This is a genomic window from Streptococcus parasanguinis (assembly GCF_009717775.1).
Classification (GTDB): domain Bacteria; phylum Bacillota; class Bacilli; order Lactobacillales; family Streptococcaceae; genus Streptococcus; species Streptococcus parasanguinis_AG.
Genome location: NZ_WMZF01000007.1, coordinates 151,888 through 177,548 on the forward strand (window position 1 = coordinate 151,888; position 25,661 = coordinate 177,548).

At 45.5% G+C, this 25,661-nt stretch carries 18 protein-coding genes, 1 tRNA gene and 1 pseudogene; 4 read left to right on the top strand and 16 right to left on the bottom strand.

The window, feature by feature from the left end; genetic code table 11:
• Positions 1–68: 68 nt before the first annotated feature.
• The 11 genes and pseudogenes from GMC92_RS08585 to GMC92_RS08640 all read right to left on the bottom strand — a co-directional run bounded on the left by GMC92_RS08585 (position 69) and on the right by GMC92_RS08640 (position 19,011).
• A complete protein-coding gene (locus GMC92_RS08585) occupies positions 69–845 on the bottom strand; it encodes an NUDIX domain-containing protein (RefSeq protein WP_155200169.1) in 777 nt (258 codons plus the stop codon).
• 24 nt (positions 846–869) lie between these two features.
• A pseudogene (locus GMC92_RS08590) lies at positions 870–1,061 on the bottom strand (hypothetical protein); the annotation flags it as partial.
• A gap of 10 nt (positions 1,062–1,071) precedes the next feature.
• Positions 1,072–2,133: an AAA family ATPase gene (locus tag GMC92_RS08595; RefSeq protein ID WP_023919820.1), complete on the bottom strand. Its 1,062-nt coding sequence runs from the start codon at positions 2,131–2,133 to the stop codon at positions 1,072–1,074.
• A gap of 164 nt (positions 2,134–2,297) precedes the next feature.
• Positions 2,298–3,014, bottom strand: a complete 717-nt coding sequence (locus tag GMC92_RS08600) for a hypothetical protein (RefSeq protein ID WP_125826657.1) — start codon at positions 3,012–3,014, stop codon at positions 2,298–2,300.
• A gap of 318 nt (positions 3,015–3,332) precedes the next feature.
• The gene (locus tag GMC92_RS08610; protein ID WP_049485779.1) at positions 3,333–3,740 is read right to left on the bottom strand and encodes a DUF4430 domain-containing protein; all 408 of its coding nucleotides are present in this window, start codon (positions 3,738–3,740) and stop codon (positions 3,333–3,335) included.
• Positions 3,718–4,206, bottom strand: a complete 489-nt coding sequence (locus GMC92_RS08615) for a hypothetical protein (protein WP_049485778.1) — start codon at positions 4,204–4,206, stop codon at positions 3,718–3,720. Before GMC92_RS08615 ends, GMC92_RS08610 begins: the two co-directional genes overlap by 23 nt.
• 9 nt (positions 4,207–4,215) lie before the next feature.
• On the bottom strand, positions 4,216–6,645 hold the full coding sequence (locus GMC92_RS08620) for an ATP-dependent Clp protease ATP-binding subunit (protein WP_155200170.1): 2,430 nt from the start codon (positions 6,643–6,645) through the stop codon (positions 4,216–4,218).
• On the bottom strand, positions 6,646–7,110 hold the full coding sequence (locus GMC92_RS08625) for a CtsR family transcriptional regulator (protein ID WP_155200171.1): 465 nt from the start codon (positions 7,108–7,110) through the stop codon (positions 6,646–6,648).
• A 260-nt stretch (positions 7,111–7,370) separates the two neighbouring features.
• Complete coding sequence (locus tag GMC92_RS08630) at positions 7,371–11,039, bottom strand: alpha-L-fucosidase (protein ID WP_241672899.1); 3,669 nt, start codon at positions 11,037–11,039, stop codon at positions 7,371–7,373.
• 104 nt (positions 11,040–11,143) lie between these two features.
• Positions 11,144–17,998 carry an Ig-like domain-containing protein gene (locus GMC92_RS08635; RefSeq protein WP_155200172.1) on the bottom strand — a complete coding sequence of 2,285 codons (6,855 nt, stop codon included), beginning with the start codon at positions 17,996–17,998 and terminating at the stop codon, positions 11,144–11,146.
• A 491-nt stretch (positions 17,999–18,489) separates the two neighbouring features.
• Positions 18,490–19,011, bottom strand: a complete 522-nt coding sequence (locus GMC92_RS08640) for a Dps family protein (RefSeq protein ID WP_003001978.1) — start codon at positions 19,009–19,011, stop codon at positions 18,490–18,492.
• Positions 19,012–19,180: 169 nt separating this feature from the next.
• On the opposite strand from GMC92_RS08640, the gene GMC92_RS08645 reads away from it, so the two are divergent.
• The gene (locus GMC92_RS08645; protein ID WP_003002130.1) at positions 19,181–19,651 is read left to right on the top strand and encodes a COG2426 family protein; all 471 of its coding nucleotides are present in this window, start codon (positions 19,181–19,183) and stop codon (positions 19,649–19,651) included.
• Positions 19,652–19,996: 345 nt separating this feature from the next.
• On the opposite strand, the gene tsf is transcribed toward GMC92_RS08645, so the two are convergent.
• Complete coding sequence (tsf, locus tag GMC92_RS08650) at positions 19,997–21,037, bottom strand: translation elongation factor Ts (RefSeq protein WP_003001949.1); 1,041 nt, start codon at positions 21,035–21,037, stop codon at positions 19,997–19,999.
• 82 nt (positions 21,038–21,119) lie between these two features.
• Entirely contained in the window at positions 21,120–21,902 is a 783-nt protein-coding gene (gene rpsB, locus GMC92_RS08655; RefSeq protein ID WP_003002189.1) for a 30S ribosomal protein S2, read from the bottom strand.
• A 264-nt stretch (positions 21,903–22,166) separates the two neighbouring features.
• Here rpsB and GMC92_RS08660 point away from each other — a divergent pair.
• Together GMC92_RS08660 and GMC92_RS08665 are read left to right on the top strand one after the other, a co-directional pair.
• Positions 22,167–22,237 (top strand) — tRNA-Cys (locus tag GMC92_RS08660).
• 145 nt (positions 22,238–22,382) lie between these two features.
• Positions 22,383–23,141: a hypothetical protein gene (locus GMC92_RS08665; protein WP_155200173.1), complete on the top strand. Its 759-nt coding sequence runs from the start codon at positions 22,383–22,385 to the stop codon at positions 23,139–23,141.
• 194 nt (positions 23,142–23,335) lie between these two features.
• On the opposite strand, the gene nusG is transcribed toward GMC92_RS08665, so the two are convergent.
• From nusG to rpmG, 3 genes are all read right to left on the bottom strand, one after another.
• Entirely contained in the window at positions 23,336–23,872 is a 537-nt protein-coding gene (nusG, locus tag GMC92_RS08675) for a transcription termination/antitermination protein NusG (protein ID WP_003002077.1), read from the bottom strand.
• A gap of 187 nt (positions 23,873–24,059) precedes the next feature.
• Positions 24,060–24,236 (bottom strand): preprotein translocase subunit SecE, encoded by a 177-nt coding sequence (gene secE / locus GMC92_RS08680; protein ID WP_003002261.1) that lies wholly within the window; start codon positions 24,234–24,236, stop codon positions 24,060–24,062.
• Between the two features lie 9 nt (positions 24,237–24,245).
• Positions 24,246–24,398, bottom strand: coding sequence for a 50S ribosomal protein L33 (rpmG, locus tag GMC92_RS08685; protein ID WP_003009043.1), 153 nt, complete (start codon positions 24,396–24,398; stop codon positions 24,246–24,248).
• A gap of 144 nt (positions 24,399–24,542) precedes the next feature.
• Here rpmG and ypfJ point away from each other — a divergent pair, with 144 nt between their 5' ends.
• On the top strand, positions 24,543–25,457 hold the full coding sequence (gene ypfJ, locus GMC92_RS08690) for a KPN_02809 family neutral zinc metallopeptidase (protein WP_155200174.1): 915 nt from the start codon (positions 24,543–24,545) through the stop codon (positions 25,455–25,457).
• Positions 25,458–25,661: the final 204 nt, after the last annotated feature.

Below are 25,661 nucleotides of genomic sequence, written 5' to 3' on the forward strand. Positions count from 1 at the left end.
GGAAAAATCAGAAAAAGCCCTTGGCTACTACTAGTAACTAAGGGCTGGTAGAATGAACCCCGCTCGATCTACTGTTTTAAGCGATAGGTCTTGCGTGGTTTTTTCTTAGGTACCCGCTTGAGACCCACTTCTTCCACGAATTCTCCGAATTTTACGAGGAAGTTATTGCTAACGATGGGACGTCCTGGATTGATCAAATTGACCAATTCGGTTGCTTCATAAACGGTGAAAGGCTCCTCTAACAGATAGAGGAAGGTTGGATTCCAGTCGAGACGTCCCTGAATCCGCTTGATCGATTCTTGAATAATCTGGTAGTGGTCAAAAGCAAAATCAGAAGCAGTTAAAACCTTTCCCTCTAGCAAGCACTGGGACTTTTTGAAGTCGACATCGAGAAAAACAACTTCCTTGGCATCGTCACCTGCATGGGCTAAGTCTACTGCTTCTGCCGGCAGATAGACCAGATGGGCGATGGTAATGACCCAGCCTCTGGGGTCCCGCCCAGGGGTGGAAACTGTCATGAGCTGCTCCACCTTATTCACTGGCAGATCGAGCCCAACTTCTTCTTTGACTTCTCGGATACAGGCATGAGTCGCATCTTCATCCTTGTTCACAAAGCCCCCCACCAAGGCGAGGCGGTGTTGATAAGGGTGGGCCTTGCGGCGAATGGCTAAGAGCTTGAGCTGTCCATCAACAAAACAGTAGGCCACCATGTCCGCTGTGACACTTGGAGTTTCATAAGTTGACAGGTCTTGCTCCTTGTACCACTTGAGAAAGTCTGCTTCACTAGCGACCGTCTCAAAATACTCTTTCTCCGTCATTCCTGCTGGAATTGAGAGACTTGCCATCTAAGCCACCTCCTTCTTGAGGGCTTTGGTCCATTCTAAGAAGAAGGGAACGCTGGAAAGAAGCAGGAGATAGATCCATTGAAAGGCTGTGCGTCCTACAAAAAGGTCCTTCCACAGGAGTTTCATAATATTGACAAAGCCTTGTTTTTTCGCTTCTTGGTGAACATTTTTAAAGTCTTGGATAAAGGTTGTGAATTTTTCAGATAGGTTTTTCATAAGCTGCTCCTTAGTCGGCTTGGTAAATGGCATCGATCACCTTCTTGGCTTCTTCGTAGTTGCCGAGGTAGTCTGATGCGAGGAAAGTGGTCGGAATGTTTCCTAGGTATTGCTGGCGCAATTGGTCCAGGTAATTTGAAAAGCTGGTGCGGATCTCTTCGTCAGCCATGGTCATGTCTCGGAAACCATCATTGACATAAGAGCCGATCGGCTGGACAAAGAGGATCAAATCCCATTTTTCTTTGGAGAGAATACTGACAAAGAGGTTGTCGAAGGTATCGGTCATGCTGGTATCCTGACCTTCGACCTCCATGTAGTAGTCGTAATAACCCTTGGTTACCAGGGAATTGGTATCGGCGATGACAAGGCCTCGATTGGCACTACTATCGATGAGCTTAGAGGTTTGATCATACTGTCCTAAGAGTAGGTAATAGTAATCTTTTGGCGTGAGCTCATCATCTCGAACATTGTTCTTGATCTGGTATTCACGGGCATACTCTAGACTAACAGGTGCATCGTAAAAGCGGGCTAAGTCCTTTGCAAGGGTCGTTTTCCCGTTGCTGGCGCTCCCCATGATCAAGACTTTTTTCGTGAACTGGCGACGGAAGGGCTGAGCGATGTATTTCCAGTATTTGCTTGGATTTTCCCGGATCATGGTAGCAGAGATCCCGAAGCGGCGCTCTTCTAAGTGAACTTCAAACCCTCTAGCTTCCAACTCTTCCTTGTAGGCTTTCTCCCCTACATAAAAGATCAACTCTTCTGTCTCTGTTTGATACTGGATGGTGTCAAGGGCTGTTTGTAACCAAGGCTCCCAGCCCAAGGGATAACGAGGAAGTTCTGTTTCATCTAGCTTATAGACTTGGGTCAACTCATCATTAGAGAAGGCTTCGCGGATATAACGGAAGCGTTTTTGTAAAGTCAACCCGACTTCTTCGCCACGATCCCCTTCATAACCAGATACGATGACACGAACGCGATCACACTGACGCTTGGCCCGCTGGATCAGGTCAATATGCCCTTGATGAAGAGGCGCAAAGGTTCCAAAAACCAGGGCAATTCTTTCTTTTTTCATATAAACTCCTTTTTATAATTTTTTATAAATAGATTTTCTTTATGTTTTTATTATAAACTATATTTTCTATCTGTCAATAATTTTTTATAAAAAAATATATTTTTCTTCAAACCAACAAAAAAAGATCTGAAAAGAGAAGTTTATCCTTTCAGATCTTTCGAATTTTATTCACGAGTGAGGGAGTGGCTGACACCGTCTTTCAGAACCGTCACACTAGATACAGAGCCATCTTTTCCAACTACGATATCTAGAGTCGCCGCAGACCCATCGCCTGCTGAGAGATTAGCATGGTAATGACCATCATCCAAAGTATAGTTATAAGCGCTGATACCATAGGCTACGGGTTGGCCCCCAGGAAGTTGGATGGTCACTTGACCGCCTTGGCCAATGGTGACTCCAGTGTCGCGTTTGTCAGACCAATTCCCAGCTGCTGCAGAGAAATCCCCTGCTGCTACAGAATAGACTCCCTTGTATTGGGCATTCTCTGTAGCAGAAGCTTGCTTCTTAGCATGGGCATGGCCGTCTTCTAGACTTGGCAATTTTGCTTTCGCTGGTGTTGCTGGAGTGGCTACTTCTTTTGTTACGGGTGCTGCTGGTGTCGCTTCTTTAGCTGGAGCAGGTGTTTGACTAGCTGCAGCTTGGTTATTTTTGCTACCAACGGTATGACTTTCTTCTGATTTGCTATCAGAGGATGAAGAGGCAATGGGATCTTTACTAGTGATCACTTTTTTCTTAGAAGAAGAACTTGTTTGTTTAACCAGACTGGTCTTTGAACTACTTGCTTCTGAAGTTTTTTCTTCTTTATTCCCGCCACAAGCTCCTAGGAAAAGACTAGCTGTCAAAGCTAGGGCTGCTAGGGAAATGATTTTTTTGTTTTTCATAACAGAACCTCTTTTTGTAACATTTGTAATATTTTGTAACGTTATTGTAACACTGTTATATGAGGCTGTCAATAGTTTCTCAAATATTTTTCTAATTTGAAAGAAGTTTTAGATAAGTTCTAAACTTTAGCAAAAAAGAGGCTGGAACAAAAGTCCTAGCCTCTCAATTATTTTTGGATTGTCGAGCAAGACGCAGTGGTTGAGTGGGCTCTACTACGCTGACTTCATCAGCTTTTACAGCCCTACTCAACTGTGCGGAGGTGGGACGACGAAATCGAATTCTAACGAATTACCGATTTCTGTCCCACTCTCTCCTCATTATTTATACACTTCTTGATAGAATTCGATCTTGTCCCCTTTTTTAACGGTGGTTTCAGCAGCACCTTTTGGAGCCATTTCGCCATTGATCTTGTACATCCAGTAAAGACCTTTTGCTTCATCTTGGCTGTGACCGTCAATCGAGGTGATCATGCCATTTTTTTCTTCAATCTTGTAGTTGGCTTTGAGCACTTTCATAAGGTTGCTCTCTTCTGCTACTTTCAAGGTTTTCAATTGCGCTTTTTGACCTTCTGGCGTCACGCTAATTGTAATCGAAATTTCGTTTTTCTTGGCAACTTCTGTGCTAGAAGTAGTTGTTTGATTGTTTGTGCTATGAGACGGAGCGCAACTCGCTAAAAGAAGAGCTGCAAGTAAGGTCATCAAGCTAGAAATGGTTTTTTTTAACATAAAATCTCCTAAAAATATGATAAATAATGGGATAAAAAGCGATCGTCGACAGAGCATGGGCAAGGTTAAAACTAAAACCATTGACCAAAGCATAGGTCCACCAAGGAATATGGTAAATCAAGGCATAAACACTATCGATCAAGACCCCATAAGCAAAGGACAGTAGCCCCACAAAAAAGATCTGAAAGACAAAGGGCAACCACTTGTAACAGATACGCCAAAGGAGCATCAAGCAGCCGAAGGCGACAATCTGAAAGAACACAATCAAGCTCATCCCCAGGAAAAAGGCGGAGACAAACATGGTGATCATCATCACAAGAAAAGCAAAGCTATACCCTTCAAATATCACCAAGAGAAAAAAGATGGCCGAAATAGGTTGGACATTTGGAAAAGGGGCAAAAGCCTGACGTAGAGCGACACAAAGGGCTGCCAAAAGCGAAATACGGGTTAATCGCTGAAGCGTCATGACGTCCTCCTAGACAATCTCGAACTTGATCGTTCCGGCTGTCGTTCCAACCTTGATCGTTTGCCCTTCTTGGGCTTGACCTTTCAGCAATAGCTCTGCTAACTGATCTTCCACTTCGGTCTGCAAGACACGACGGAGTGGGCGAGCTCCCATTTCTGGATCGTAGCCTTTGGTTGCTAGCAACTTGAGCGCTGAAGGCTGGAATTTGAGGGTCATGCCTTGTTCGGCCAAGGTCGCGATGAGCGGTTTGACCATGACTTTCACTACCTGCTGCATGTCCTCACTGGAGAGACTATGGAAGACCACCTTTTCATCAATCCGGTTGATAAACTCTGGACGATAGGTCTTCTTCAACTCTTCAAACATGCGTTTTTCCATATTGGCCTGATCAAAGCGGATATCTTTGGCACCAAAGCCAACTGTCTTATCATCCCGAAGGGCTGTAGCTCCCAGGTTTGAGGTCATGATGATAATGGTATTGGAGAAGTCGATCTTCCGGCCTTTGCTATCGGTTAAGACTCCGTCATCCAAGACTTGCAAAAGGACATTGAAAATATCTGGATGGGCTTTTTCCACCTCATCAAATAAGAGAACTGAATATGGTTTGTTGCGGACTTTCTCGGTCAACTCGCCTCCTTCTTCGTAGCCCACATAGCCTGGAGGGGCTCCGTTGAGGCGGCTGGCCGCGAATTTTTCCATGTACTCACTCATATCAAAACGGATGAGGGCCGATTCATCATCAAACAGAACTTCCGCCAAAGCTTTGGCTAGCTCTGTTTTTCCGACACCGGTAGGTCCTAGGAACATGAAAGAACCGATCGGACGTTTATTGCTACGGATACCTGATTGATTGCGTCGAATAGCCCGACTGATACTCGAAACGGCTTGGTCTTGACCAATCACGCGCTTATGCAATTCTGCTTCTAAGTTTAGGTACTTCTTGGCATCGGTTTGGGTCAGTTTTTGAGTTGGAATACCGGATAATTGGCTCAAGGTCACCAAGACATCTTGGTCAGTGACTTCTTTTTTGTAGACAATGGGAGCGGCCTCTACTTCTAAGAGCTGGGCTGCTTTCTTCCACTTGCCGTCCATCAAGGCCCGGTCTAAGGCGGTCAACTCTTCTTTTACGTGACCGTTGGAATCGCGGTTTTGTACGGTAGCTGCCGCTTCATCCAAGAGATCAATGGCTGAATCTGGCAATTGACGGCTGGTCAAATAGCGATGGGCATATTTGACAGCTGTTTCGATCGCTTCATCAGTAATGGTCACATGATGGTGGTCCTGGTAGGTTTCTTTCAAGCCTTGGAGAATTTGGATGCTATCTGCAACACTTGGCTCTTCAATGGTGACTTTCGCAAAACGCCGAGAGAGGGCTGCATCTTTTTCGATATGCTTTTGGTACTCATCTTGAGTCGTGGCCCCAACTGTACGCAAGGTTCCCCGTGCCAGGGCTGGTTTTAGAATATTGGCTGCGTCTAAGGTCGAATCAATGCCCGATCCTGACCCCATAATGGTATGCAGTTCATCGATAAAGAGAATCACGTGACCGTCTTCTTCGATATCCTGGATGATATTGTTCATACGTTCTTCGAAGTCCCCACGGAAGCGCGTCCCTGCCACCACATTCATGAGATCCAATTCAAGAACACGCATTTGAGCGATTTCAGCTGGAACATTGCCGCTAGCGACCCGCTGGGCCAGACCTAATGCAAGAGCGGTTTTCCCGACCCCTGCTTCTCCCACCAATACAGGATTATTCTTCGTCTTGCGGCTGAGGATTTGGATCATGCGTGAAATTTCTGCATCCCGGCCGATCACCGGCTCGAGCTGACCTGCACGCGCCATTTCTGTCAAATCACGGGTATAGTCTTCAAGACCTCCACTTGTACTTGGGGGCATGCCCATCATATTCCCCATAGTTTGGCGGTTAGGGTTTTGGGCCCGATAAAGACTCCGGATAGCTTTAATATCATTTTTGTCCCAGCCTGCCTTGTCTTCTAGATTCTTTCGAAGGGAAGCAACGGGAACACCCTTGTCTTGCTCTGTAAAGGCAAAGCCGGCAAACTCCATGACTTGGCTAGCCAAGGTCCCACGGTCCGCTAAAAGAGAGAGGAGCACATGCTCTGTTCCCAAGGTCTTGGCATGAAGGACCTGGGCAATCTCCTTTGCGTGCTTCATCATCGCTTCCATCCGATAAGAAAATGGGAAGATTTCATACCGATTGTCGCTTTGAAAAGCCTGGCCTGTAATATGCTCCGCTGCATCCTGAAATTCGTCAATCTGCATAGGATAATCGTTGAGTACAGAACCTGCCACGCTATAGGGATTATTGGCCATGGCCGTCAAAAGATGCCAAGTATCTAAGGTATTCCCTTGATAGTGGCCTGCTAGTATTTGGGCCGCTTCTATACTTTCTAACAGTGCTGTTGAATAGTTCATCTAGTCGGTATTTCCTTTTCTATCTACTTGTTGAATGATTTTTTTCAGCATATTTGCTCGTATGATGAGAGCATCTCGACCTAGAACCTCATCGGAGGTTGTCGCAAAGAACAGCTGAGTCTCACGTTTTGTCAATAATTTTTCTTCATGGAGCATCTGGAGGATATCATGGAAGACCTGCTGGCTGATGGTCTCTCCAATATTGGCTGCCAAGTCTTGAAGCATCTGATGGTGATCTGAAAACTGGACCTTGCCAATGCGGATATAACCGCCACCACCGCGTTTACTTTCTACAATATAGCCTCGACTCTCGGTAAAGCGGGTCTTAATGACATAGTTAATCTGACTAGGGACGACCTGAAAGACATCTGCCAACTCACTTCTTTTGAGCTCTGCCATGCCAGCTTGAGCCAGCAAGGCCTTGATATAAGCTTCAATGCTATCAGATGTGTTCTTATTTGCCATGATGCTCCTTTCTGACTTGTTTTCTTCTAGATAGATGCTCTACTCTTTAGCGCATAAAGATGCCCTTGGAGTGTTTGTTTTGATCATTGACCTTATTTGACTATTATACAATTTTTATGGCTGTAAATAAAGCAAAGACTCTATGGAAATAGGAATCTCTTAAGAAGACAAAATAAAAGAGGCTAGTGAGAACTAACCTCTTATGAGAAGAATCAACTACTCTTTGCGACGAGCGAATTTCTTACCTCCACCCAAGAAACCTAGAGACCAAGCAGTCCGAACCAAGCGAACAAACCACCTTCTTTCGTACCGGTTTGAGGTAGTTTTCCTTCCGGTTGAAGAGAAGGGCTTTCTACCTTTTCTTCTACTGGATGGTCTGCCGTCAAATTAGGAGTTGCTGGCGGAGTCGATGCTTGTAGGAGCACTGGAGTTTCTTTTTCTTTTTTGTCATCTGCTTGAGAAAGAGTCGCAACTTCTAGCTGCTCCTTACTTGGGGTGACAGGAGTGGTTGGAGTCGGCATATCAGCTATCAACGGACTTTTTTCCGCTTCCTTCGTTCCGACTTCTGTGATCTGGTCCTGGGCCTCCACTTCGACAAAGGCATCGACTTCTGTCCGAATTTCTTTGCCTTCTTCTTGTCGAACCTCGATCAATTTCAACCGGCGTCCGACCTTTCCTGCTTGAAGGATCCGGCTTTCGCCCTTGGCCAAGTCCTTGTTCTCACGTGTTTGACTCTCAAATGGAATCTCCTCCGCTTCGATGAGAAGTTCTGGCTTTTCAAGAATCAAATCCCGAATACCTTCTTCTGGCCGTGTCTGCGTCAGGGGTTCATAATTGTGAGCATCTTCTAAGATGGTTTCAAGGGCTTCGACTTGATTAGCTGCAGCAACCAAATCTGGTCGCTCTTGATCCAACAACTGAGTCAAGTCCGTCAATTGTCCTTGAACCGTCGGTTTGAGGTCTGCTTTCAAGCGATCGAGAGAAGTAGCCTTGATCTTTTCTACTCCTTCTCTGATGATCTGTTGCAGCTCTTCTTGACTGAGCAGCTGACTATCTTTCCCTGAGAGGACAAATCGGTCCACCTGGATGGCTCTAGATGACTGAGGATCATTGAGGGCTGGATCCAGATGCAGGCGTAGCTGGTGGTAGCCTTTTGCTAGGCCTTGTAGATTGACCAAACTCTGGTCGAGCTTGCGTTGATCTCCGTAGCCACTGAAATAATGATCGCCTTCGATCTCATAATCATGGCCCCGACCTTCTTCGAAGGCCATTTCTTTTCCATCCAGGGTGACGCTGTAGAGCCCATGACTTGGATCAACCACTCCTCGGACCTCCACGCCGGTGCCCTTAAAGGTAATGGTCACTTCAATGTGTTTCTTGCCTTCTTCATCGGTCACTTGGTTAAAGCTAGACCAAGATTCTGTGCCATTTGAGAAGTTTGGATTGTCTGTCTCGTGCTGCCAACCCTCACTGTAATGCAGTTTTGGATCTTGGTCATCTACTTCTTTGCGATTTTCTGGAAGCAGGTCCTCGTTCATCACTTGGACTGTCAGTTCTGGAATAAAGCCGACCAGACTTCCTTGATCCGGATGCAACAATTTGACCTTAAAGTCATAGACATCGGTTGCTTTTCCTGCAAAATCAAGGGTTGGAACTTGGACTGTTTTTTCCGTCTCTCCATCTGCGAACTCAAGGGTGACGTTGGTATCTTTGTAGACCTTGCCATGAACTCCTGTTCCTGGTTCTGTGATCAATTTGAGACTGGCACTTCCTTTAGAGCCACCTTTTCTCTTGACGACGACTTGCGCTGGGTCGCCTTTCTTAACAGCTAGGGTTGGCTGAGCAAACTCAAAGAGCCCCTTTTCTTGGTTGTTAAGGGCATAAATCCCTTCCGTTGCGATCGCATCTCCCTTGCTATTGACCAAGGTCAAGGTGTGGGATCCTGCTGCCAAGTCCGGTGTTTCATAGACCTTTTGGCTGCGTTTGCGGCTTGGGCTTTGGGTATTGACGGTCGCTAGCTTTTGCCCATCGACATAGACATCCATTTCCCCATGACCAGGGTCGACAGTTGCGACCACATAGGCCTTAGTGCCTTCAAACTGATAGGTCACCGAAGCTCCCTTTTCCTTGGTCCACATAGAGGTACCTCGAACGCCTTCTCCCTCTTCATTCCACTGACCATTGGCCCGGTCAGCAGTCCGGTCAGAATGATAAGTCAAACCAAGCGGATAGCCATCAGTTTCTTCAATGCTGGCTGGCGTCTTATAGACAGAGACTCCGTTCAAGATTGGAGTAGCTTGGGCATCGGTGATGGACACCCGGATATAGCGACTATCAACTGGTTGCCCTTTGATCAATCGGCGGTATCCTACAGTTGAGCCAGCCCCATAAGGAACCCATTGGCCATTCACAGCCACATCAATGGTGAAGCCAGAAATCCGTTGGCCTTTCTCGATGGTTTCTTTGAGCTCTACCACATCAAAATGCTGTTCTTTTCCAAGATCGAGGACAAAAGATCCGGTCTTGGCATCATCTGCAGGGGCCCAACTGGTCTTTTCATCACCATCTGTCAAATGGCTGGCCTTGTAGAGAGGATTGCGTCGTGTCGAGTCAGCTTCTACCAAAGCTCCTGCCGCATAGTTCACACTGTAGAGTTGGTCCAAGGTCTGACGGAATTCTTTCAAACGGGCCACATCGGCATCCGCAAATTTTCCGTCTTGATTGGGTGGAATATTGAGCAAGAGTGGAGTTCCACGGCCGACCGATTTGAAGTAAATGTCCATCAATTCGCGCAAGGACTTAGGCTCTTGATTGTCATGGTAGAACCAGCCGGAGCGAATAGAGACATCGGCTTCTCCCACTGAGTATTGCTTCCCTTCCGGATCCCCGTGATTGAGGTAGCTGTTGGATGGATTGTTGCGGATCTTATCCGGATTGACCTTATGCCAAACTGGATCTCCAGCGATCCCCTTCTCATTTCCGATCCAACGAACATTGGTCGGCTCAGCTGAGAAGATAGCAATATCCCCTTGGGCCTTGCGAATGGCTTCAAACCACTTGTCAAAGGTATAGGTTACTTTTTGAGCCCCATCGCCACGCGCTCCATCCATCCAGACTTCTACGAACTTACCCTTGTTCCCATATTTTGGATCTTCAAGGATTTCCTTAAGCTGGTTGAGATAGTATTCATTGTATTGGTCCTCTGTATCCACATGGTAGAGCGGGCTGTGGGCATCCCAAGGAGAGAGATAGACCCCCATGTCCATATCATACTTGCTGGCAGAAGCAGAAACCTCGGCTAGGATATCGCCTTTTCCTTCCTTCCAACCACTTTTGGCAATGGTATGGTCGGTGTATTTGGAAGGGTACAAGAGGAAGCCATCGTGGTGCTTGACGACCATGATCGTCCGTTTAAAGCCAGCATCTTTCAGGGTTTTGATCCACTGATCGGTATCCAGATGCTCTGGATAGAAATAATAAGGATCTTCTTGTCCATCTCCCCACTCACGATCGTAGTAAGTATTCATCCCAAAGTGGATGAAAGCTGCTAGTTCTTCGCGGTGGTATTGCATCTGAGCCTTGCTTGGAAGTGGTCCGTAATCCGCAATCTCAGTCTCCTCATCTAGAGAAGTGGCTGGTTGAGTGGCTTCTGTCCCTTGACTGGCTGTGCGATTTTCTTTCTCACTAGTAGCTGCTGAGGGCTGTTCTGATTGTTCTTGGTGCTCGTTCACAGTTTTCTCCTCCTTTCCTTGATCTCCTGCATTGCTTGTTTCAACCCGTTCTTCGCGAGTTTCACTCCTCTCAGCTTGTTCCTCTGCGTAACTGGTAGTAGTTCCTAAAAAACAAGTCGCTACGACTACCGAGCAGACACCTACTGAGAGTTTACGAATGCCAAATCGATTTCTCTGATCAACTAATCTTTTTCCCATATTCCATTCCTTTATGTCACCAGGTAAAGAGGGTGGGGCTTCCCCATCCTCCTTCTTTTTACCTGTGAACTTTTCACCGTTTTTTACTAGTTTCTCTAGCTGTTTTACTTGGCCTTTTTGGCTCTTTTTTTCTGATCGTCCAGCACAGCACTGGCAAGGCCTGCCGCTAGGATTCCAGCAACGAGGCTTGCGACGCTTTCTTCCGTTCCTGTATTTGGTAATCTACCTTCGGAAACTGGAGCAGTTGAAACTGCTGGTGTTTGAGCTGTTTTCTCGACTTCCTTCCCTGCTGCATCTGTCCCTTCCTGACGTACCGCTTTGACCTCAAGAGATGCTTGAGGAGTTGCGGCAGCTACTGGTCCTTCTGAGCCATGAGGATGTTCTGGGTTCGGAAGCGGTTGTGGCTCTGGCCGCGGTTGCGGCTCTGGCTGTGGTTGCGGTTGTGGCTCTGGTTGTGGCTGAGGTTCTGGCTGTGGCTCTGGTTGTGGAGTGTCTGGAAGTACTTCTTTAGTGCCCACCTCTGTAATTTCTGCCACTGGATCTAGCTCTACAAAGGCATCCAGTTCCTTCCGGCTTTCCACACCATTTTCTTGAGAAACTTCCACCAAGCGCAATTTGCGGCCTTTTTGACCTTCTTGAACCACACGTTTCTCACCTTTTGGAAGATCCGCATTTGGACGTTCTAGGCGTTCAAAATCCATCTCTTCTGGCTCAATCACCAACTCTGGTTTGGTGTGGACCAGATTCTTAACCCCTTCTTCGGGAATGGCTGAGCCTGTAGGTGCTTTTGCGGATAGAGAAAGTTGATATACTTTTTCGAGCTTGCCATCTTCTGAGACAACCTTGACAAGAACCGGAGCATTGGCACTTTTAGCATCGATGACCGTAACGGCTGTTCCATTCTTGCCTTGTGCTGAAACGATTGGACGTTCTCCCTCATACTCTAGATGATAATCTGTCACATCTGGTTTAAAACCTTCTAGGTCTTTGCCATTCACTTGGATCGTAACGTCAGTTGTTGCCTGAGCCTCTTCTGTTGGGGCATAGGCGCTCAATTCAATGATTCCAATTCCTTTAAGATTTTCATCACGGACCATTCTTAAACGGATGGCTTTCGTTCTGGTTTCGTTGAAGCTGAGGTTAGAGATATAACCAGGCTCAAAGGCATAATCCAAGCTATACGGGATTTCTTCCCAGTTTGAGGCTTGGTTAAATGGATGATCTGGAAGATTTTTCAAATTGCCGTAATCATCTGGGACATCAAAGTCTGGACCAATATAGCGTTCAAGAACCGTTTTCGTTGGCAGACCTGTTTCCTGATCTGCAAAGAAGTCGACCGCTACTTTATTGACTAAGCGCTCTGTTACTTGACCATTTTTCTTGAAGATGAGACCAGCAAACACTTCTGTCTGATCCGGCTCTCTCTTCCAGTTGGTCCAACGGTAGTACTCATTGTAGCCACCATCGTTGATGTAATCGATATAGTCGATTTGATTTGGATCGAGATCGTTGGTTTCACTAGCAAATGCCCTGGTATCTTCTGCATTGTAGTCACGGTTCACAGAGAGGTTTTCTCCTGTCTTTTCTGACACCCGGACGGTCAGCTGAGCTGTCAGATCATAGCCAATGACTTTTCCTTCTAACGTGAAGCTGCCTTCATGAGAAAGTGCATCAGCTGGGATAGCCTGCCAGTCCACCGTCAGTTCCTTGCGTTCATAACCTGTGTCCCCTTGGAAGTAGACACCTACTGTAGATGGTAGAACTAGATCTTGACCGACTTTCACAAAACGTCTGCCTGCTTCTACTGCTACTGGGGCAGCTTGTTTCAGTTTTTCTGCATCACTTGTGAGATGGAGGCGGTATTCTTGTAAGATAGTACCATCTTCCGCTTTATGGATGACACGGATTGGCTCCCCTTCATGAACGCTTGGCACAACCGTTGTAAGGCCGTGATGGCTGGCTGTCGCTTCCACTTGTGGATAAGCCCGATCACGCGCATCGATGTAGTAATCGGTCACACTTGGGTTGACACCTGGCAAGACATCGCCATTGACACGAATGGTCAACTGGCTCTTCTCTTCTGCCGCAACCTTATTGGCAAAGATCTGAATCTCTGAAATAGAGCTTCCACGCTTGCCTTCTGGTGTCTTCATGCGGATCCGAACGGCATAGGTGTCGACTTTATCAAAACTGAAATGGTTCATCTTACCAGCTGCTACCGGTTCTTCAACGGTTAGGTTGCTGACTTCTTTCCAGTTAGCTGGATTGTTAAATGGATGGTCTGTTTCGTCTTTAACACGATTTGGATTGCTTGGAACTGTTGGGATTTGTTCCCCTGTATAGTACTCAATCACATATTCACTTGGAGCCCCAACGCCGTGGTCTTCGTGGAAACCAACATGGAGGTTGTCCACTGCTCGCTTGGTCAAGATACCAGAGTCCCCAAACAAGATACCGACAGAATCTTCCGCATTGTCACGACCCCAGTTGGTCCAACGGTTAGCTGGAGCATCGGTAAAGGAGATGACCTTGTCATTGACCTTAGCAACTGGATCTGCATCGTTAGAGTCACTTGCAAAAGCGAGTGGCAAGACAGATCCTGTCCATTGCTCTGCTACATTGGCTCCCTTGACCGTGTTGCTAGAAACACGAATATGAAGACGGGTTGGAAGATCCGTTCCTTCTACACGACCAGAGAGAACAACTTCTCCTTCTTGGGCCAAGAGTTGCGGATCGACCGCATCCCAGGTCACCTTAGCTGTATAGGTCTTACCATTAGAGTGATAGGTCCGCACGCTTTCTGGAAGAGCTGGTTTCTCGCCGACTGGAGTGGTGGTGCTGACTTCTTCTACAGCGATAATGCCTTCAACCGTCACTTGAGCTTGGGCTTCTTTTTCCACACCCTCTACATGACCTGTGACTGTAAAGCTATGGTAATCCTTGACTTGATCTGCGGTTACAGCATCCCAGGTCACGCGTTTTTCTTTCGGGAATCCCTTGTCATACTCGACCAAGACGGTTTCTGGAAGAGCTGGCAACACGTTTCGATCGGTGCTGATCCGTACAGGACGCACCTTCACAACCGTTTTTTCTTCTGGATTTGGCGTGATGGTAAAGGTGACTTCTCCCGTTTGTCCTTGGTAGTTGGCTTCTAAATGAACCAATCCTGCTTCCCGCAATTCCAAACCTTTCTTGGTTGCGACGGCTTTTCCTTGGCTACCAGCTCTTGTCTTCACATCGATTTGATCTGCTTGGAGGCTAGCCACACTACCATCTTGGTAATGGGCAATGACTTCAAGTGGTACCGTTTGGTCTTCCTTGAGTTCCTGTCCTTTTGGCAGACGCAATTCCAAACGCTCAATCTGTGGACTTTCTTCTTGGAATTGAACCACATAGGTCTGTACAGCTCCCGTATCCTTAGCAGTCACAAAGATTTGGGCTTTCAAACCATTTTCACGGTTAGCTTGTAGAACTGTCACTTGAGCATTTTCTGCACTTGCTGTGACTTGACCAGGCTCTTGACCATAAGCGAGGGGACGGAAAATAGTATGGTTGCCACTACCAAATTTTGGAAGAGCTACTCCATCTAGCTGAACCGTTGGTTTCTTAGCCTTGGCTACATCTCCTCCTGCAACCACTAGTGTCGCTTGGACCGTTTCCCCATTGCCTAGGAGTCCTGTCGCCTTCAAGCGTGCACCTGGTGTGGACAACTGATCTTCTTGACCAGCTTCCAAGGTCCATTGATCGACCTCATAGTGGGCAGTGGTCCCATCAGTGAAGACTAATTGCACAGCCTTATCCACTGTTGCTAGATCTGCTCCCTGTGGGATTTGTTTGATGACTGGAAGGACTTGTTCCACGCCGATCACATCGACCAGAGCTTCGACCGTGCGTCCTTGAACATGACCTGTCACACGGACTTGGCCAGCACGGCTATAGTCTGCCGCATCCCATTCAACGGCTTCTTCTTGAGCCTTGCCATCACTATAGACCACATTGACCTTACTTGGCAAGGTTGGTTTTTCTCCTAGATAAGCACTTTGTCGAACAGGTTCCACCCCTAATACAGTGCGTTCTGCTTGGTCCTTCTTACCTGTAAAGAGGCTGACTTGGTCTGATTGCAAGCGATCTGAGTCTGCATACAGAGTAAAGGCACCCGCCTGCTCAGTTGATTTGACAATCACAACCCCTTTGCCGTTGAAGGCTTTGCGTTGCCATGAGCCATCTTCCTGCGCTTTGTAGCGTTCACGGCTGGCTTGTTCCCCATTATCGACACCGACAATTTGGCCTTGTCCATGCAAATGGAAATGTACCAAATTATTGGCAGTTGGTACGACACGACCTTCTTCATCGACGATTTCGTAGGTAATATAGGTCAAATCTTTGCCGTCCGCTGCAATCGCGTGTTCTTCTTTCAACAAACGGACACCCGCAGGCTTGCCGGCTGTTTCGACTTGATCTTTCGCAATCACTTCTCCCGCTTCGTTGCGCGCAATAGCTTCTACTTTACCTGGTACATAAGGGACCAACCACTCTAGATAGAGTTCATCCGGATTTGCCCCTTCTTGGTAGGTCCGGCCATCAGCTGTGGTCTTCTTGGTAAAGGTCTTGACTCCTTGTGATTCCCCATTGACAATCAATTCCACACTGTGGGCATTAGAGAAGGTCCGAACAGGAATCCGGCCTTCTTCGTCCATGACACGATTGGCTAATTCTGGATTGTCCCAGTTCCAATGTGGCAAGAGATGGACCATCGGATGTTTCTCTGCCGATACCCATTGACTTTGGTAAAGGTAAAAATCATTCTTTGGAAGGCCGGCAGTATCCACGATACCGAAATAAGAACTTTTCACAGGTGTGTCATTTTGGTTGTGCCATGGTGTTGGCTCACCGATATAATCAGTACCGGTCCAGATAAATTGTCCTGCATAACCGGCATGATCACGGTCAAAGGTCCAAGAGGCGGTTGCTGTCCGACCCCAACCAACCCGGTCATTGCCGTAGTCTGATTGTTCATAGTGGCGGTCTTCTTGGTTGCTTCCTACCCATTCTCTTTCAGGGTGGTAGTATGAACCCCGTGTCCGCGTCGCAGAAGAGGTTTCCGAACCATAAATGAGCCAGTTTGGATGTTTCGCCCGTAAGCTTTCATAGTTGGCTTCTGAATAGTTGAAGCCAACCGCATCAAGCTCTGCTGCTACCTTTTCATGGCCTCCTGATCCATCACCAAAGCGGAATTTATCAGCTCCCATGGTGACATAGCGGGTTGCATCCACGTCCTTGATGGTCTTGACCAACCGACGAACAGTTGCGACAGATTTGTCTGAACCATCTGCTTCACCGACTTCGTTACCGATTGACCACATGACAATGGCTGGATTGTTCTTGCCCCGCTCTACCATGGTCCGTAGATCGTAATCGGACCAAGTATCCCCCTTACGAGCTTCTGGGTGAGTGGCATCTTTTTCAAAGAAACGACCATAATCGTATTGTTTCTTACCACCATACCAGGTATCAAAGGCTTCTTCTTGGACCATCAAGCCCAACTCAGCCGCAATGTTTAAGGTTTGTTCACTGGCTGGGTTGTGGGTCGTCCGAATCGCATTGACCCCCATGTCCTTCATCTGTTTGAGACGACGGTATTCAGCCTTGTAATTTTCCTCAGCTCCAAGAGCCCCGTGGTCATGGTGAAGGGATACCCCGTGGAATTTCGTCGCCACCCCATTCAGAAAGAAGCCACCTTCTGGCGTCCAGTTGAGATAGCGATAACCAAAGCGTTCCTTTTGCACATCCACTAACTGCGAATCCCGATAAACCCGCGTATACAAGGTATAGAGAGCTGGATGATCCGTTTTCACATCCCAGAGGGTTGGTTTTTCAACATGCAAGGTTTGAGATAGGTTGATCTCTTGACCTGCTAAAACAGCTTGTGCTTCACTGCGCGTTTTTTCGCTCACCACTTGGCCATTTTGATCGACAATTTCATATTCCGCATAAATACTATGGGCTTGATCATCCTGGTTGACAATGCGGCTCTTCACCACTGTATCCACTGCACCATTTTGCTGTTTTTCCAACTGAGGGGTCGTAATCGTAGTCCCATACTGCGCTAAATGAACCTTGTCCGTTACACTCAGCTTAACATCCCGGTAAATCCCGCTACCAGAATACCAGCGGCTACTTGGTTGTTGATTGACCACATGAACGGCGATGGTATTCTCGCTTCCATCCGCATTCAAATAAGGAGTAATATCATAAGAAAAGGCATTGTAGCCATTTGGATAATGACCGACGAATTGTCCGTTTACATAGACTTTGGAATCCATATAAACCCCGCCAAATTCCAAGCGAACCTTCTTATCTAGATCTTTGTCGTCCAAACGGAAGGTCTTACGATACCAAGCATCCCCACCGTTTAATTGCCCCCCTTCATTTTGAGCAGGAGAGTTGTGATCGAAATCAAAGAAAATAGACCAGTCATGAGGAAGATCTAATTTTTTCCAATCCTTGACATCCACTTGACGCCCTTCTGCACCAGGAGCTGCATTTAATTTAAAATACCAATCTTTATTAAAATCACGTTCTCGATCTTGCACAATATCCTCCGCTACACGATTTTGATCTGGAGCAGCTGTTGCTTCCGTTCCTGTAGCACGCTCAGATGAAGTAGAAACAGGCTGGCCTTCGCCTTGAGGCGCTGGCTTTTCCTCAGCTCTGGTAGGGGTGATGATAGCTGGAGCTTCTGAAACCCTTGCACCAGCTCCAGGAACTTCCGCTTCTGAATTTTCCGTCACAACACTTGGTGTCTCAATCGAAGTCGGTTCACTTTCGAGGGCTGGCTTTTCTTCCGCATGGACCCTTGAAAGACCCAAGGCAGAAAGCCCAATCACAACAGAACAAGCTCCAACTGAGAGCTTACGAATACTAAAAACAGGACGCTTTTCAAAAAAAGACTTTCCCATAAAAACCTCCTCTTAGGATTAACTATTTATTTTATAAGCGCTTTCTTATGCCTGTGAACACTTACAGAAAATCACATATTAACTATACCAAAAAAATAGGAGGAATAGACCTCGATTTCACCCCAACTATAGTTAGATTAAGAATTCCTTTAATTAGTGGAAATCTCCTACAAATCAAAAAAATAGAAGCCCACGGCTTCTATTGAGAGCATAGACAAACTGTTCTTTTTTACAAATCTTATAAATTCTATAATATAAAAAAATTTATTCGTTAGAATTATTCAATCATCTACTGAAACTTTCCGCTGTGAGAAAAGTGCCTGAAACTATTCAGTTTCAGGCACTCGGAATTATTGAGACCTTAGGCTCAATAATTAGTCATGGAACTTCGTAGAAGTTCGCTGACGTCCGTACTCACCTAAGGAACGTTTCTAAGAAGACTTTGTCTTCAGTCTGAAATAGAAGCCAACGGCTTCTATTTTTTTATGATCTTATAATCCTGGTTCTTGACCAAGTTCAGCAGCCACCATCCAAATGTTCTTTTCAAGTTCTGCTTTAGCCCCAACAAAGATATCGTTGGTTACATCGTCGCCTTCAGCATCGGTAACATCCAAAGCTTTTTGGTAAAGGCCATCAAGGTAATGGAAGATTTCAAGAACACGTGTCAAGCTTTCTTCTACATTTTTCGTAAATGTTCCACGGCGTTCTTCAATATTGCTGTGTTCCAAAAATTCAGTCATGCTAGAATAAGGAGCGCCACCAAGAGTGATCAAGCGTTCGCTCACTTCATCCAAGGTTGCATCCAAGCTGTCCATGTATTCGTCCATTTTTGGATGCCAAACCATAAAGCCACGTCCACGCATATACCAGTGTACTTGGTGAAGGGCAATGTGAGCCACGTAGAGATCTGCTACGACTTGGTTCAAGAGAGCTTTTGTTTCTGGAAGAGTTTCTTTATTTGAAGGTGCAAAAGTTGCTACATCAGTAGCTGCTTCATGTTTCATAGTTGTCATGTCATTTCTCCTTTTTTATAATGATTCTAATTAACTATGTCTTTATTATATGCTTCCTCCACCAGAAAGTCAAGATAAAAGATTTAAAAAGTTCATCCCAAAGCTGGAATAGTTGTCAATTGAAGGAAGATACGATAGAATGAAGAAGACTAATCGAAAGGCTTGACCAATGAAATATATCTTTACCTTCCTGATCTCCATGGTTCCCCTCGTTGAATTGCGCGGGGCCATCCCTTTTGCCATTGCAAATGGTATTCCCTTATGGACAGCGCTCCTGATCGGAGTGATTGGAAATCTTCTCCCCGTCCCTCTGATCTTCTTCTTCGCCCGCCATATCCTCACTTGGGGCGCAAAAAAACCAATTATCGGAGGCTTTTTTAGCTGGTGTCTCAATAAGGGCCATAGGGGCGGACAGAAATTAGAAAAAGCTGCAGGAGACAAGGGAATCTTCTGGGCCTTATTGCTCTTTGTGGGAATTCCTCTTCCGGGAACTGGTGCCTGGACCGGTGCCCTTGCAGCTTCTATCCTTGACTGGGACTTCAAACGCAGTAGCCTCGCAGTCATGCTCGGAGTGATTCTAGCTGGCCTCATCATGGGAACCCTGTCCCTGCTTCTAGGAATCGATACCTTCGCACATTAAGCAAAAGACTGAAGCAACGGCTTCAGTTTTTGCATGCAAAAAAGATGCTTCCGTTCCTCTAAGAGTATAGACAAACTATTTTTTTTAAAATCTAATAAATTCTATAAAACAAAAAAATTTATTTATTAGAATTACTCAGTCATCTACTAAAACTTTCCGCTGTGAGAAAAGTGCTAGAAACAATCATGTTTCTAGCACTCGGGAGTTTTGGAACCTTAGGTCCAAAACTAAGTCATGGAACTTCTTTGAAGTTCGCTGACGTCCGTACTCACCTAAGGAAAGTTATTTAGATGAATTTATCTTACAAAAAAGAGGTTTCCTTCGAAACCTCTTATTTTTTTATTCTTAGTTGTTAAGAGCTGCTGCCATTGTAGCTGCAACTTCTGCTTCAAAGTCATTTGAAGCTTTTTCAATACCTTCACCAACTTCAAAACGAACGAATTCGATAACTGAAGCATTTACTGATTCAAGGTAAGCTTCAACTGTCTTGCTGTCATCCATGATGTAGACTTGTGCAAGAAGAGTGTAGGCTTGGTCAACTTTTGTGTTGTCCAAGAAGAAGCGATCCATTTTACCTGGGATGATTTTATCCCAGATTTTTTCTGGTTTACCTTCAGCTGCCAATTCAGCTTTGATATCTTCTTCAGCTTGAGCAACCACTTCGTCAGTCAATTGTGCTTTTGAACCGAATTTCAAGTGTGGAAGAGCTGGTTTACCAACCATTGCACGGCTTTCGTTATCTTGGTCGATGACGTGGTTCAATTGTGCCAATTCATCTTTCACGAATTGTTCATCCAATTCTTTGTATGAAAGAACAGTTGGTTTCATTGCAGCGATGTGCATTGAGATTTGTTTAGCAAGTGCTTCGTCTCCACCTTCGATCACAGAGATAACACCGATACGTCCACCGTTGTGTTGGTAAGCACCGAAGTGTTGTGCATCTGTTTTTTCAAGCAAGGCAAAACGACGGAATGAAATTTTTTCACCGATTGTAGCTGTTGCAGATACGTATGCAGCTTCAAGAGTTTCACCTGAAGGCATTGTCAAAGCAAGAGCTTCTTCGTTGTTAGCTGGTTTACCTTCAGCGATCACTTTCGCTGTTGCGTTTACCAATTCAACGAATTGAGCGTTTTTCGCAACGAAGTCAGTTTCAGCGTTTACTTCAACTACTGCTGCAACGTTACCATTGACATAAACACCAGTCAAACCTTCAGCGGCAACACGGTCAGCTTTCTTAGCTGCTTTAGCCATACCTTTTTCGCGAAGCAATTCGATCGCTTTTTCGATATCACCTTCAACTTCAACCAATGCCTTTTTAGCGTCCATGACACCGGCACCAGATTTTTCACGCAATTCTTTTACAAGCTTAGCTGTAATTTCTGCCATTTTTGTTCTCCTATATTTTTTAATAAAATAAGAGGGTCGGGCTGAGCCCTGCCCTCTTAGGTTCGTTACTTATTGAATGAAATTAAGCGTTGTCGCCTTCTACAACTTCAACGATTTCTTCGATTGAATCAGCTTGACCTTCAGTAGCTGCCAATTCAGCTTCTACTGTAGCAACACTGTCTTCACCTTGACGTCCTTCGATAACAGCGTCAGCCATTTTCGCAGTGATCAATTTAACAGCGCGGATAGCGTCATCGTTCGCTGGGATGATAACATCGATATCATCTGGGTCAGTGTTTGTGTCGACCATCGCTACAACTGGGATACCCAATTTCTTAGCTTCTTTAACAGCGATTTGTTCTTTATGTGGATCCACAACGTACATTACGTCTGGGATACGAGGCATGTCTTCGATACCGCCCAAGAATTTTTCAAGACGAGCGCGTTGTTTGTTCAACAATGCAACTTCTTTCTTAGGAAGAACTTCAAAAGTTCCATCTTCTTCCATGCGTTTGATTTCTTTCAAACGAGCGATACGTTTTTGGATTGTTCCCCAGTTAGTAAGAGTTCCACCCAACCAACGGTGGTTGATGAAGTATTGACCTGCACGAACAGCTTCTTCTGCAACAGCATCAGCAGCTTGTTTCTTAGTACCTACGAACAAGATCACTGCATCGTTTGCAGCTGCATCACGCATGAAGTCGTATGCTTGGTCTGCATATTTTACAGTTTGTTGCAAGTCGATCACGTGGATTCCGTTACGTTCTGTGAAGATGTACTTAGCCATCTTAGGGTTCCAGCGACGAGTTTGGTGACCGAAGTGTACACCAGCCTCAAGAAGTTGTTTCATTGAAATTACTGCCATGAGTAGTTTCTCCTTTTTTGTTTTTTTCTCCTCTCTCAGACGTCAACTTGCAGCACGACCACAAGGGCAACGGTGCCACAATGGATCCGAGATGAGTATTTGCTGTCTTAGACAACTCTATAAGTATAGCAGAAATCACTAGAATTCGCAAGCTATTTGAGAGATTTTTTCAATCCCTACGATGAAATGGTTTTCTAAAGTTGTTTGACGTAAAAAGTTTTTCTTGACCTATCTTTATTTTTAGGTTACAATATTATATGTTATGGCGGTATAGCCAAGTGGTAAGGCACGGCTCTGCAAAAGCTTGATCGTCGGTTCAAATCCGTCTACCGCCTTGATAATAAAATTTTTTATCATCTTTTATCTTTTAAAAATTCCCCTAGCAATAGGGGGTTTTTTTTGTTGCCATTTGCCCCATTCCTTGATTATTGATATAATAAAACCTCGCCTGATCGGCGAAGCACATTAGAAAGGGTATTTATGAAAAACATTCGTTTCTTTACGATCGGTCTTCTTTCACTAGTGACACTAGCAGCTTGCTCACCCGCCAATTCTGCGCAATCAGCAAAAACAGCTTCTAGTTCTAGAAAACCGATCAAACAATCTTCTACCAAAACATCATCTAGTAAATCGTCGAGCACTTCTTCAGACAGCAGTAGCTCAGATGATTTTTCAGGTCGCTTCAGCTTGGATCCAGATGATGGCGCATCTCTCCAATATGTGCCAGGAGCTGCATCCATTCCTGAGATCGAAAAGCTCAAGAACCTCCACCCTACCACCGGTTTTGTATTAAGAACCGAAGATGGACAAGAGGTTGGTGGGCCAAAAGAAAGAAGCAGTTACGATGACGTAGTTGCAGCCTTTGGTCAACCCGTAAGTAGCACAGACAGTGCGAATCCTGGTGATGGAGTCAATGTATGGGCAACAGACAATGGCGATATCATGGCTTTCTTCCGCAATAATGTGTTAACAGATATCACCTTCCGACTAAGAGGGGGCGATGCCAACCACCAGTCTACTGGCAGCATTTCCAAATCCGATACACCAAAAACGGCCCTCGAACGTCTCGGAAAACCCTATGCCATTATGCGTTCAGAAAATGGGACCAGCTATGTCTATAAAGATAGCAACGGAGATGAATCTAGCTTCTCTACACAAGGAAATAAGATCTTCAATGTTACGTCTACTGCAGAAACCAAGCAGTTAAAAAAGATCACTGGCCTGGATAAAAATCAATAATAAGCAATCAAAAGAGGCTGGGACAAAAGTCCTAGCCTCTCAATTATTTTTGGATTGTCGAGCAAGACGCAGTGGTTGAGTGGGCTCTACTACGCTGATTTCATCAGCTTTTACAGCCCTACTCAACTGTGCGGAGGTGGGACGACGAAATCGAATTCTAACGAATTACCGATTTCTGTCCCACTCTCTCTTTCTTACAATTCAGCAATTTGGTTCAAATTCACTTCTGCAACCGTATCGTTACCGAACATAGAAATGACCATTTTCACCTTGTTGTTATCAATTTCAGTGATCTTACCAGTATAGTCTGTGAAGGCACCGTCGATGATGCGAACTGTGTCGCCCACCTTGACATCCAAATCAAACTCTTGAACAGTTTGACCCATAGAGAGCAAGATGCTGCGGATTTCTTCTTCCAACAATGGAGTTGGTTTTGAACGGTTCCCGTGGGATCCGACGAAACCAGTAACGTTCGGTGTATTCCGAACGACAAACCAAGCTTCATCTGTCATGACCATTTCTACCAAGACATAACCTGGGAAGCGGTTTTCTTCGATTTCTTTTGTTTTACCGTTTTTCTCAACTTGTACGGTTTGAGTTGGAATCTCTACACGCAAGATGTTTTCTAACATATTGTAAGTTTGCGCACGTTGCAAAAGATTCTCTTTTACCTTGTTTTCATATCCTGAGTAGGTTTGTAGTACAAACCAGCCTTTATCAAAACTGTCCATTTGGGCATCCTTTCTTTCTGTTTAGCCTGCTCGAGCTTTTGTGAACATACTAAAAAAAGCCTCTTGGCTTTCCTTTTCCTAGCTTCATTATACCACATTTTGCAGGAATGCAAAGAGGTTTGCTGATTTATTTTTAAGAAAAGACTACAAAAAGTGGGACCCTGGGGATCCCACATGGCTTCTTTTCTTAAAAGAAATTGATCATGTGCAATAGGCCACGTGCAATGACTTTGTCGAACAAATAAATCAATGCCACAAAGAAAGCGGTGTACTCAATCACTGAGATAAAGTTTTTCCATCTTTCCTTGCGATTTGGCCAAGTTGTATCTTTTAGTAAGACGAAAATATCTTTAATGAATTTCACAACTCTCTCCTATCGTGTTTCTTTATGGATGGTATACTTGCTGCAATGCTTGCAGAATTTATTGACTTCTAGACGTGTTGGTTTTGGCGTCCCACTCAACTTAATGGAGTAATTGCGTGACCCACAAACCGTACACGCTAGACTTGCTTTTTTTAATGCCATAACGCCTCCGTTCACCCCATTATAGCAAGTTTTCCACATTTTGACAAGAACAGAAAATCTCCTGTCAAGAAAAAAGCAAATCTAAAGCGTTATCACTCTGGTTTTTTCCTCATTTTTGGTAAAATAAAACAAAAGGAGACGAATATGAAAAGTGATAACCTAAAGGAAAGTAGAAATATCGAAGACCGTCGAGGGCAAAGCTACTCTCAGTCTTCAGGCAACAGTAACCTTGGCGGGGGCATTTTACAAATCTTGCTATCTCCTGGAAGCTTCAAGAGTAAGATCATCCTCATCCTTCTTCTGGTTCTTCTAGGAGGTGGTGGCGCTAGTCTTGGTGGACTCTTTGGAAATGGGACTTCTTCTCAACCTTACCAATCCACCCAAATCACGCGCACCAACAAGACCCATGTCGATGATGCAGATGCTGAGTTCGTCAGCAAGGTCCTTGCCACAACAGAAGATCATTGGCACAAGGTCTTTCAAGCTGAAGGACGGACCTACCAGGAGCCCAAACTAGTCTTCTATACTGGACGGACACAGACAGGCTGTGGGGTTGGGCAAGCATCGGCTGGTCCCTTCTACTGTCCGACCGACAAAAAGATTTATTTGGATATGAGCTTCTACAAGGAATTGACAACCAAATACAAGGCAAGCGGGGACTTTGCCATGGCCTACGTGATCGCCCACGAAGTCGGCCACCACGTGCAAAATGAGCTGGGAATCCTTGGCAAATACCATCGGATGCAACAAGGCCTTTCTGAAAAGGAACGAAATGCTATCAGTGTCCGCATCGAGCTACAAGCCGATTACCTAGCAGGTGTCTGGGCCCGCTCCATTCAAGACCGAAATCTTCTAGATATCGGCGATATCGAAGAAGCCATGAATGCAGCCCATGCCGTCGGCGACGACACACTCCAGGAGCAAGCCTACGGCTACTCGGTGCCAGATAGCTTTACCCACGGAACTTCAGAGCAACGCATGCGCTGGTTCAAACGGGGCTACCAGTACGGGGATCTCCAACACGGCGATACCTTTAGCTTGTCAGATAGTGAACTATAAACAAAGATCTATTCGGAAATCCTTCTGAATAGATCTTTTAGAATATATACAAATTGCATTTTACATAAAACAACCTAAGTGACGTTGAAAAATTAAAATAATTAATACTATTAGGATCATCTCAACAGAAACTTTCCGCCGTGAGAAAAGTGCTAGAAACAGGATTGTTTCTAGCACTCGGGAGTTTTGGAACCTTAGGTCCAA